This is a genomic window from uncultured Limimaricola sp. (genome assembly GCF_964022235.1).
Lineage (GTDB): Bacteria > Pseudomonadota > Alphaproteobacteria > Rhodobacterales > Rhodobacteraceae > Limimaricola.
In genome coordinates this window covers 99,674-110,307 of the sequence record NZ_CAXHZL010000013.1, presented here as the reverse complement: position 1 = coordinate 110,307, position 10,634 = coordinate 99,674, and the positions used below count along the sequence as shown (strand labels likewise).

Below are 10,634 nucleotides of genomic sequence, written 5' to 3'. Positions count from 1 at the left end.
ACGAAAGCCCTTGCCACGCGGGAGCCATCCATAAACGGTCCGAGGACGATGCCGAGTGACGAGTTCACGAAGGAGGCGCTGATGATCCGCGTCGGCAGGAAGCTCAACTCCACCGACGTGGTGGATGTCCTGACGGAGCTGTTCATCCTGCGCGGGCCGCCCGAGTTCATTCGCTCAGACAATGGCCCCGAATTCGTGGCCACGAAGGTCCGGGACTGGATCGAGGCCGTCGGCGCCAGGACCGCTTTCATCGAACCGGGCTCGCCGTGGGAGAACGGCTACTGCGAAAGCTTCAACGCCCGCTTCCGCAACGAGCTGCTCCGGTCTTAGGTAGCAGATGCACCAGTTTGCCGGATGGACCGGGCCGGCGAAGTTCGCTGCAATGGCGGCATGGCCGAGCCCCTGATCATCCAGACATTGACGCAGAAGCGCGCCGAGATTCTTGGACAGATCAAGGCCTACGAGACGCAGATCGCCCATGCGAAGCATGACCTTGCGCATGTGAACGCGACGATCGAGCTGTTCGCAGTGCCCGAACGCCGGCGTGCGCGCTACATCGTGAGCCACGGCTTCTTCAAGAAGGGCGAGATTGCCGACATCTGCGTGCAGCATCTGGGGGTGGACGCCGAGCTGACCACCCGGGAACTGGCGGAGCGGGTGATGATCGAGCGCGGCCTCGAGGTGTCGGACACGGCGTTGCGGAACTCGGTCGTGTTCAAGGTCGTCCAGGCGCTGCGGCACGCCAGGCACCGGCGGCTCGTCCGGCTGGTGGAAAAGCGCAAAGGCATGTGCGTCTGGAGCGCCGGAGACGCCGTCACGCTGCGCGTCGTTGCCAATACCCCTTCCACGCCCGGCTGACAGGCGCCGCCATCGCGCCGCCGATGAGACGGTCCGCGAGGCCGCCGTTGCTGTCGAAGCGGTGATCCTCGAGCCAGGCGGCGTGCGCGGCATAGGCATCGAGGTAGTGCCCCTCCACCCGAAGGTGCTGGCCGCCGATCATGCGCCGCAGCCGCGAGAAGTAGCTCTCGGCCAGGTTGGTATGAACGCCCTCGCGGCTGTAGGCCTCGGAATGATTGACGCGTTTCATCTCGAAGTCGGGCTCGAGGACGTCCCAGTGCGCTACCTCGTCGGCCGAGATGACGCTGCCGGAGGCAATCCTTTCCCGGGCGAAATCGACAGCCTGGGCTTCGCGCAGGAAGCTCCGGGGCAGCGTCCTGCCACCGTGCTGGCGCAGAACGACAACCACCCTGCGCTTGCCGCTGCGGTTGGCGAGCAGGCGGCGGTCGACCCGGTCGTCGCGCGCGTTGGCGGGCCGGACCTGGCCACCGAACACGGCCCCGTCCACTTCCACCTCACCCTCGAGCCGGGTCTCCCGGGTCTCGAGTGTCATCGTCTCCCGCAGCTTGTGCATCAGCACGAAGGCCGTCTTGTGCTGCACGTCCAGATCCCGCGAGAGCTGGACCGCGGACAGACCCTTGGCGGCGTTCACGAACAGGCAGATCGCCCCGAGCAGATCGACGAAGGCCAGCTTGCGCGAGGCGAAGACGGTGCCGGAGGTGACGCTGAACTGCCGGTGGCAGGCGGCGCATTTGAACCGGCGCCGGGTGCTCAGGTCGTAGATGTCCAGGCAGCCGCAGAGCGGGCAGACCGGAGCGCCCTCCGTCTCGGGCCATCGCAGCCGGCAGAAGCGCCGATATGCGGCGTCTTCCCCTTCCTCGTAGATCGTCCTGAGCGACAGGGTCCGGGCGGCGGCGGAAAGCAGGAAATGCTGGGACATGGTCGCCTCGCTACGCGAAACATGTTCCCATCCTGTTCCCATTCAAGATCCAAAGCAAGGGCTTGGTGCATCTGCTACCTAAGACCGAGCTGCTCGACGGGGAGATCTTCTACACGTTGCGCGAGGCGCAGATCCTGATCGAGAGATGGCGGAAGCACTACAACACTGTTCGGCCCCACAGTGCCTTGGGCTATCGCCCGCCGGCGCCGGAAAGCATCGTGCCCGTCGACCGGAGACCGACCATGCATTAACAATTAACCTGGAGCACTCAGTTGGGGCAGCTCAAGATCCAACGATGGTTGAGAGGCGCCGGAATTACCAGAGGCTCCTCGCTATCAGGCCAACCATCTTTTCAGTCTGCCCACTTGGAAGGTCGCTCCAACGCCATGATTTTGATCGCATTCGCGAGAACCTGAACGGCATCTTCCATATCCGCTGCGCTGGCGAATTCGTCTGGTCTATGACTGAGGCCGCCCTTGCACCTGGTAAATAGCATCCCGACCGGACAGAGATCGGCCATCGCGGATGCGTCGTGCGTCGCGCCGGAAGGTATGGCGATTGCGGACATGGCTGATGCGGTCATGGCCCGAGACAAAGCCGCCCTGATACCAGGATCACAGACAACAGCAGGCTGCTCGTAAGTCTGCTCGATCCGCACAGCTACCCCGGCTTGCACAGCGATCTCCTGAACCAGATGCATAGCTTTCGATCTGAGCCCCAGCCGGTTCTCGTCCGAGGGGGCTCGAAGTTCCAGGGTCAGGCGGACCTCGGAGGGGATGGCGTTGACAACGCCGGGCTTCACATCGATCTGGCCGACCGTGGCGCGACAATCCTCCATCGCCGTCGCAGCGTCGGACATGGCCGCCACGAAGCGGGCCGCGGCGACCAGCGCATCACGTCGGCCTGCCATGGGAACTGTGCCCGCATGACCAGTCTCACCTTCGAAGGCGACTGCGTAGCGGGAGATTCCGCAGATCGCGGTCACCACACCCAGCGATCGGCCTTGCGCCTCGAGCACAGGGCCTTGCTCGATGTGGGCCTCCAAATACCCGACCACCTCTTCCCTCTGGCGCATCAGTGCAGGAATGCCGTCCGGATCCAAACCGAACCCCTGCATCGCCTGGCGCATACTCACCCCCTGGGCGTCCTTCATGTCCAGGACGGCCGGGTCGAAGCGACCCGCCAGGGCGCGCGGACCGATCAGGGCTGTTGGAAATCGAACCCCTTCCTCGTCCGCGAAGGCCAGAACCTCGACCGCGAATGGCAGGCGGACGCCTTCCTTGTGAAGCCGACGAACGGCGAGGCAGGCTATTGCGACACCCATGATCCCATCGAAGCGACCGCCGGAGCGGACACTGTCCTGATGGGAGCCAAGCAACAGTGCGGGTCTTCCGGACATGCCTGGAGTTCGTCCGATTAGAGTTCCGGCCGCATCGAGGCTGACGTCCAGTCCGGCATCCCGCATCCAGTCCGATATGATATCGAGGGCCCGACGGTGTTCAGGCGTCCAAGGCAGACGAGTGACCCCCGGGCCCGCTTCGGACATCTCAGCGATTTCCGACAGCCGCTCCGCGGCCAACTCGCCATAGCTCATACTACCCCTTGTATTTATCATGATAAATTTGTCTTATGGACGCCTTCGGAAGTCGAAAGAGTTGTGCGATGGCGAGAACGAGCGTCACTCCTGCCGAAAAGGGCCGCAGGCGCTCCCGTCCCATTCGCGTGGCCGAGGCCATCAAGGAGTGGGTGGTCGAGCAGGGTCTGCAGCCGGGTGACCGCCTCCCTGGCGAGACCGAGCTGATCGAACGTTTCGGTATGTCCAAAGGCACGATCCGCGAGGCCATGCGCCTGCTGCAGGCGCAAGGCTTGGTCGAAACCAAGACCGGGCCCGGCGGTGGCAGCTTCGTCGGCGAAGTATCCTCTGAGCGTGCGCATGCCTTGCTCGCGAACTACTTTTACTTCCGGGACATCTCGATCGCCGACATCTACCAGCTTCGGGTCGCGCTCGAGCCCGAGGTTGCGGCCGGGCTGGCAGGGCGCCTGTCGACGGACCAGCTTTCCGAACTGCGCTCGATCATCGACGGCTACGCCGAGCCGGCCAATGACCCCGAGGAGGAGCGCGCGCAGCATGTCGCGTCCCTGCGTTTTCATGCCAAGCTCGCGAGCTTCGCCGACAATGCGCTGCTGGGGTTCATCATCGGTTTCATGTCGCAGATCCTCGCGGACCTCACCGTTTACAAGCAGCTCTATGCGACGCCCAACGTCGAACTCTGGCGGACGGGGCGGCAGCATCAGCTCGACCTGCTCGATGTAATCGAACGAGGCGATGCCGAGGCGGCCCGTTCCATCATGCGCTCGCACATGGAAATGGCCTGGCGGATGATGGAAGACCAGCAAGCCGTGGTCATGAAGCGCTTCATGACCCACTGATCAGCCGGCCGGGGTGACGGTTTCGCTGTAGGGCATGGCTCGTTCGGGCTCATCAAGCGTCGGAACGAGGCGCGCCCATTCGCCATAGGCCCCACTGGTGGCTCTGCGATGCAGGTCTGTAAGATCCTGCAACGGCGTTTCGGAGTAGTCGACCCGAAGGCTGAGCGGCGGGGCGCTGCGCGATACGACGAGCAGTGCGGCAGACAGAAGCCCTCTGCTGTCGCCTCCGGCTGAGGCAGCCGCCTCGAGCGCCGCGACGAGGCGCTCGGCCATGTTCCCGTGCGCCTTCCGGTAGCCGTCCAGACAGGCTTCGAGCACATCATCACCGGAGAGCAGGTTGCCCGTCACGACGACTGATGGCGCTTGCCGCGCACCAGCCGCCGGAATGCTCGAAGCCCCCGTGAAGTGCCCTGTTCCCCCTTTCGGATCAAGGGCCGCCAGCTGGCGATGGGCGCGGCCCGCATCGGCATCGACGACCCCGGACACCGCCTCGGCAGCCGGCCGACCAGCCCGCATGCGTTCCAGCACTTGGGTGCCCCAGAGGGTGCTCGGCAAGGACCCCTGCGAGGCCGAAAGCCCCGATTCGGCATCCCCGCGCAGCACCCACCCCCCGACGCAGAGGCTGCCCGTGGTGGCGGCGCCGCCGTAAGTGCCTGTTTCCGCGTCATATGCAAGGATCGAAATCGTCATCTCATTATCTCCGTGCCACCGCGCTTGAATTTATAATGAAAATTTGCCCTGATGCAATTTATCATGAAAAATAAGATCGAACCGAACAGGAGAGGTAACCCATGTCGATTGGACAAATGACCCGCCGAAGCCTGCTTGCTGCCGGCACCGCCCTTACCATGGCCCTGGGTGCCCCGGCCTTCGCCCAGACCCCGCCGGGCGTCCTCGTCGTCGGCCAGATCGCGGAGCCCAAGGCTCTCGACCCGGCGGCTGTGACTGCGGTGAACGACTTCCGCATCCTGATGAACGTCTATGACGGGCTGGTGCGCTACAAGGATGGCACTCTGGAGGTCGAGCCGGCGCTGGCGACCGATTGGGAGATCTCGGAGGACGGCACCGAATACACCTTCACGCTGCGCGAGGGCGTCACCTTCCATAACGGCAGTTCGTTCGACGCCGAGGCGGTGAAGTTCAACTTCGACCGCATGCTCGACGAGAACCACCCCTACTACGACACCGGCCCGTTCCCGCTTTCCTTCTTCTTCTCGGCAATCGAGAAGGTCGAGGTCGTCGACCCCATGACGGTAAAGTTCGTGCTGAACGAGCCCTACGCGCCTTTCCTGTCCAACCTCGCCTACCCGACCGGCCTGATCGTCTCGCCCGCCGCGGTCGAGGACCATGGCTCGGAATTCGGTCGCAACCCGTCGGGCACGGGTCCCTTCAAGTTCGCGGAATGGCGGCCCAACGAGGCGGTCGTCGTCGAGGCCAACCCGGATTACTGGGACGGTGCACCTCAGCTCGAAGCCGTCGTATTCCGGCCCATTACCGATGCCAGCACCCGCACGGCCGAAATGTTGGCCGGTGGCATTGATCTGATGGTGGAGGTCCCACCCGTAGCGCTGTCGCAGTTCGAGGGCGAAAGCTACCAGTTGCACGAACAGGCCGGCCCGCATTTGTGGTTCCTGATCCTCAACGCGAAGGAAGGGCCCTTTGCGGACAAGCTGGTGCGGCAGGCAGCGAACTACGCGATCGACAAGGAAGCAATCGTGAACGAGGTGCTCGAAGGCACCGCCGAAGTTGCTGCTGGTCCCACGCCGCCCGCTTTCGCCTGGGCCTACAATGAGGATCTCGAGCCCTACCCCTATGATCCGGAGAAGGCGCGCGAGCTGATCGCCGAAGCCGGCGCCGAAGGCGCCGAGCTGACCTTCTACGTCACCGAGGGCGGCTCGGGCATGCTCGACCCGGTGGCGATGGGCACCGCGATCCAGGCCGACCTCGAGGCGGTGGGCTTCGACGTGACGATCGAGACCTACGAGTGGAACACCTTCTTGGGTGAGGTGAACCCGGGCCTCGAGGGCAAGGCCGATATGGCCGAGATGGCTTGGATGACGAACGACCCCGATACCCTGCCCTTCCTTGCACTGCGCAGCGAGGCGTTTCCCGATCAGGGCGGCTTCAACTCTGGCTACTACTCCAACCCAGAGGTCGACGAGCTTCTCGAACAGGCGCGCCGCGCCACAGACCAGGAGGAGCGCGCTCGTCTCTACAAGGAGATGCAGGAGATTGTGCACGAAGACGCGCCGTGGGTCTTCGTCGCGAACTGGAAGCAGAACGCGGTGACCAACGACCGTGTCGAGAATTTCGACCTGCAGCCGTCGTTCTTCCTGCTGCTCGACGACGTCGCCAAGAACTGATCACGCGCGGGGGCCGCGCACCGGCCCCCGCTTCCCATTCGGGAGAGACCGCGCATGGGCGGATACATCCTCAGACGGCTGCTCTCGGCGGTGCCGGTGCTGCTTGGCATCACCGTCATCGTCTTCCTGATCATGGCGCTGATCCCAGGCGATCCCGCGACCGCCATCCTCGGCAGCTATGCCACGCCAGAGAACGTGGCCCGCATCAACCGCGAGCTTGGCCTCGATGCACCGCTCTGGCGCCAATACCTGATCTGGCTTGGCAACATGCTCCAAGGAGATTTCGGGCAGAGCTTCGCGCTGAACCGGCCCGTGCTGGACGAGGTGCTCGAGCGCTTCGGCGCGACGCTGATCCTGGCGGGCACTGCCTTTGTTCTCTGCGCCCTTCTGGGCGTCATCGCCGGGACGATTTCGGCCGCCAACCAGTATGGCTGGGCCGACAAGGCGATCACCTTCGCGGTGCTGCTGGGCATCTCCATCCCCTCCTTCTTCCTCGGCATGATGATGATCCTGCTCTTCGCGGTCAGGCTCAGCTGGTTTCCGGTGTCGGGCATGTGGCCCATCTACGGCACCCGCGACGCGGCTGCGTTGATCTCGCACTTGGCCATGCCGGCGATCGCGCTGGCCGTTGTGGCCACGGGCGTGATCGCCCGGCTGTCACGTTCGGCCCTGCTTGAGGTGCTGCGGCAGGACTTCATCCGCACCGCCCGTGCCAAGGGCGTGCATGAGCGTTCGGTTATCTGGCGCCACGCCTTGCGCGCCGCGATGGTGTCGATCCTGCCGGTGCTGGGCATACAGGCGGGCTTCGTGCTCTCCGGGGCCGTCTATATCGAGATCGTGTTCCAGTGGCCGGGCATCGGCCGGATGCTGGTCGACGCCATCCTGCGCCGCGACATCCTGCTGGTGCAGGGCGGCGTGATCGTCGTCGCCGCTTGCTACGTCTTCTTCAACATCGTGGTCGACGTGGCCCAGAGCCTGCTCGACCCGAGGATCCGGACATGACGGCTTCGCTTCTGCTCTTCTCGCGCAATCGGCTGGCCCTCGCTGGTGGCGTCATCCTGGCCTTCGTCCTGCTTCTCACCATTGCGGTGCCGCTTCTGCCGTTGGCAGACCCGGATGTGACGAACACCTCCAACAGGTTTCGCCCGCCCTTCTCCGAAGGCGCCCTGCTCGGCACCGACCATCTGGGCCGCGACCTGCTGTCCCGCCTGCTTTGGGGGACGCGCCTGTCGCTGGCCGTCGGTTTCGCCGCGGCGGCCATCGCCGCAACCATCGGCGCCGCGATCGGTGTCATTGCCGGGTTCTACGGCGGACGGCTCGACAACGTCATCATGCGGGGCGTCGACATGCTGATGGCCTTTCCCTACATCCTTCTGGCTCTGGCCATTGTGGCAGCGCTGGGGCCGGGTCTCCTGAATGCCCTGATCGCCGTTGCGGCCGTCAACGTGCCCTTCTTCGCCCGCAACATTCGCGGCATCACCGTGGGGCTTGCGCACAAGGAATTCGTCGACGCCGCGCGTCTCTCCGGCCTGTCGCGCCCGCAGATCATCCTCACCGAGATTCTGCCGAACGTTCTGCCGGTCATCGTCATCGCCATGTCGACCACGATCGGCTGGATGATCCTCGAAACGGCGGGCCTCTCGTTCCTGGGCTTAGGCAGCCAGCCGCCGCAGGCGGATCTCGGCTCGATGCTGGGAGAGGCGCGCGCCGCGCTTATCAGTCACCCGCATACTTCGGTGGTCCCGGGCATCATGATCCTGGTCATCGTGATGTCGATCAACCTGCTGGGCGACGGTATCCGCGACGCGCTCGATCCGCGGCTCAAGTCGGGGGCACTGTCGCGGCCGATGGCTGCAACCCGGGTGCGCCGTCCGGCGCCCGCTCCGGAGCCGAGCCTTGAGGGCATTCTCACCCTCGAAGGGCTCGAGACGGAGTTCCATGTCGGGTCGCGGCAGCTGCGCGCCGTGGGCGGTGTGAGCCTCGCGGTCAAGCCGGGTGAATGTCTCGGCCTCATCGGCGAGAGCGGCTCCGGCAAGTCGGTCACCGCCCTGTCGGTCACCGGGCTCGTGGCCTCGCCTCCTGGCGTCATCACCGGCGGCGCGGTGCGCTATCGCGGCGACGACCTCATCGGGGCGCCCTATGAGCGCCTACGCGCCGTGCGCGGCCGCGAGATCGCATATATCTTCCAAGACCCTCTTGCGACGCTGCATCCCCTTTACCGGGTCGGCGATCAGCTTGTCGAAGCGATCCAAGCGCACCAGAAGATCGGAACCGAAGAGGCCCGTGGCAAGGCGGTCGAACTCCTGCGCGATGTCCGGATACCCAATCCTGAGCGCCGGATTTCGGACTACCCGCACGAAATGTCGGGCGGCATGCGCCAGCGCGTCGGGATCGCCATGGCGCTCGCCAACGACCCCGAGGTGATCATCGCCGACGAGCCAACAACTGCACTCGATGTGACAGTGCAGGCGCAGATCCTGTCGCTGCTCGACGATCTACGGCGCTCCCGCGATCTCGCCATCATCTTCATCACCCATGATTTCGGGGTCGTGGCACAGCTCTGCGACCGAGTGGCGGTGATGTATGCCGGAAAGGTGGTCGAGGAAGGCCCGACGAAATCGGTTCTCGCCGCGCCGCGCCATCCTTACACCGCCCGCCTCATCGCATGCGTGCCCGAGCTCGGCGGCGGCCGCCGCAAGCTCGAAGCGATCCCGGGCCTTCCGCCCGCCATCGACCGACTGCCGGAGGGATGTGCCTTTGCGGAGCGGTGCAACAAAGCCCGCAGCGTGTGCCGCGAGGGGCATATCCCGCTTGCCCCAGAAGGCAATCGCGCCGTGCGCTGCCTCTTCCCCGAAGAAAGCCCCGCCAGGGAGGCTGCCGAATGACCAAAGCTCTGCGACTGGAAAATCTCTCCAAGACGTTCCCCTTGCGCGGGGGGCTCTTCGGTGGGCCGCGCGCCGGCGTGCGCGCGGTTCAGCCGATTTCGCTCAGCGTGGAGCAAGGTGAAACGCTTGGGATCGTCGGGGAGTCAGGCTGCGGCAAGACCACGCTCGCTCGGATGCTCGTCGGCCTTGTCGCACCGAGCACCGGCACGATCGAGATCGAGGGAGCCGCTCTCAACACCTCGGATCCGACCGACTTCGGTCGGCGCATTCAATATGTGTTCCAGGATCCAATCTCCTCGCTCAACCCTCGGAAGACGATCCGACAGATCCTGGAGCTCCCGCTCAAGAAGCTGCACGGTATGGGCAAGGTCGCCCGCAAGAAGCGCATTGCCGAGATATTCGACAACGTGAACCTGCGGCCCGAATTCCTCGACCGCTACCCACATGAATTTTCAGGCGGTCAGGCGCAGCGGATCGGCATCGCCAGGGCCTTGGCTGCAGACGCGCGCATCCTGATCCTGGATGAACCGGTCTCGGCCCTCGATGTCAGTGTCCAGGCCCAGGTGCTGAACCTGTTGGCTGATCTGCGCAAACGCCTGGGGCTGACCTACCTCTTCATCAGCCACGATCTTGCGGTGGTGGAGGCCGTCTCGGACCGAGTGGCCGTCCTCTACTTCGGGGCCTTGGTCGAGATCGGGCCGGCCGAACGGATCTTCCGGGCGCCGCAACACCCCTACACCAAGCTGTTGGCCGGCAGCGCGCCGGTGGTGGGACGTGCGCTTGAAGCGCCGGAAGCACGAGGGAGTGAGCTCCCCGACCCTCTCAATCCGCCGATGGGATGCGCCTTCGCCGCACGCTGCCCGCGAGCAACCGAGCGTTGCCGGCAGGAGGCTCCTGCATTGGAAGCGGTTTCGGGCGGAGGAGCTGTAGCCTGCTATCATCCATTCCAAGATATGGCTTAGCTCCCCCTCCCCAATTTCTTGGCTTCGCGATTTTCCAGGCTTTGGCTACGAGTGCTGAGTAGACGCTGGGCCGTCGGTCACCGTTGGAAAACAGGGCGGATTCGGGAAGTTCGCCGCGGGCGCAAGCGTGCCCTCGGACCAGCCGCGGAAGCGGACATCCAGCCTGGCCTACTTGCACTGCCCGCCTTGGAATCCCAGGCCTTTGAGAGGCCTGAGG

At 64.7% G+C, this 10,634-nt stretch carries 9 protein-coding genes and 2 pseudogenes; 8 read left to right on the top strand and 3 right to left on the bottom strand.

The features are described from left to right. Together AADJ02_RS15595 and AADJ02_RS15590 are read left to right on the top strand one after the other, a co-directional pair. Window positions 1-321, top strand: a pseudogene (locus AADJ02_RS15595) (DDE-type integrase/transposase/recombinase); the annotation flags it as partial. Between the two features lie 69 nt (window positions 322-390). After that, entirely contained in the window at window positions 391-858 is a 468-nt protein-coding gene (locus AADJ02_RS15590; RefSeq protein ID WP_045319935.1) for a hypothetical protein, read from the top strand. Here the strand turns inward: AADJ02_RS15590 and AADJ02_RS15585 are convergent. Beyond that, entirely contained in the window at window positions 815-1,777 is a 963-nt protein-coding gene (locus tag AADJ02_RS15585) for an IS1595 family transposase (protein WP_341213927.1), read from the bottom strand. The two genes, AADJ02_RS15590 and AADJ02_RS15585, sit on opposite strands and share 44 nt — an antisense overlap. An 80-nt stretch (window positions 1,778-1,857) precedes the next feature. Between AADJ02_RS15585 and AADJ02_RS15580 the strand changes: the two are divergent. Further along, window positions 1,858-2,028: pseudogene (locus AADJ02_RS15580) on the top strand (transposase); the annotation flags it as partial. 101 nt (window positions 2,029-2,129) lie between these two features. On the opposite strand, the gene AADJ02_RS15575 reads toward AADJ02_RS15580, so the two are convergent. After that, complete coding sequence (locus tag AADJ02_RS15575; RefSeq protein WP_341213926.1) at window positions 2,130-3,371, bottom strand: M20 family metallo-hydrolase; 1,242 nt, start codon at window positions 3,369-3,371, stop codon at window positions 2,130-2,132. A gap of 68 nt (window positions 3,372-3,439) precedes the next feature. On the opposite strand from AADJ02_RS15575, the gene AADJ02_RS15570 reads away from it, so the two are divergent. Beyond that, a complete protein-coding gene (locus AADJ02_RS15570; protein ID WP_341213925.1) occupies window positions 3,440-4,207 on the top strand; it encodes an FCD domain-containing protein in 768 nt (255 codons plus the stop codon). On the opposite strand, the gene AADJ02_RS15565 is transcribed toward AADJ02_RS15570, so the two are convergent. Next, window positions 4,208-4,897: a DUF1028 domain-containing protein gene (locus tag AADJ02_RS15565; RefSeq protein ID WP_341213924.1), complete on the bottom strand. Its 690-nt coding sequence runs from the start codon at window positions 4,895-4,897 to the stop codon at window positions 4,208-4,210. Between the two features lie 101 nt (window positions 4,898-4,998). On the opposite strand from AADJ02_RS15565, the gene AADJ02_RS15560 reads away from it, so the two are divergent. The 4 genes from AADJ02_RS15560 to AADJ02_RS15545 are packed head-to-tail and all read left to right on the top strand — an operon-like array spanning window position 4,999 to window position 10,417. Beyond that, on the top strand, window positions 4,999-6,570 hold the full coding sequence (locus AADJ02_RS15560; protein WP_341213923.1) for an ABC transporter substrate-binding protein: 1,572 nt from the start codon (window positions 4,999-5,001) through the stop codon (window positions 6,568-6,570). Window positions 6,571-6,624: 54 nt separating this feature from the next. Continuing rightward, window positions 6,625-7,572 (top strand): ABC transporter permease, encoded by a 948-nt coding sequence (locus AADJ02_RS15555; RefSeq protein ID WP_341213922.1) that lies wholly within the window; start codon window positions 6,625-6,627, stop codon window positions 7,570-7,572. Further along, a complete protein-coding gene (locus AADJ02_RS15550; protein WP_341213921.1) occupies window positions 7,569-9,455 on the top strand; it encodes a dipeptide/oligopeptide/nickel ABC transporter permease/ATP-binding protein in 1,887 nt (628 codons plus the stop codon). The genes AADJ02_RS15555 and AADJ02_RS15550 overlap by 4 nt, the downstream gene beginning before the upstream one ends. After that, window positions 9,452-10,417, top strand: a complete 966-nt coding sequence (locus AADJ02_RS15545; RefSeq protein ID WP_341213920.1) for an oligopeptide/dipeptide ABC transporter ATP-binding protein — start codon at window positions 9,452-9,454, stop codon at window positions 10,415-10,417. Before AADJ02_RS15550 ends, AADJ02_RS15545 begins: the two co-directional genes overlap by 4 nt. Window positions 10,418-10,634: the final 217 nt, after the last annotated feature.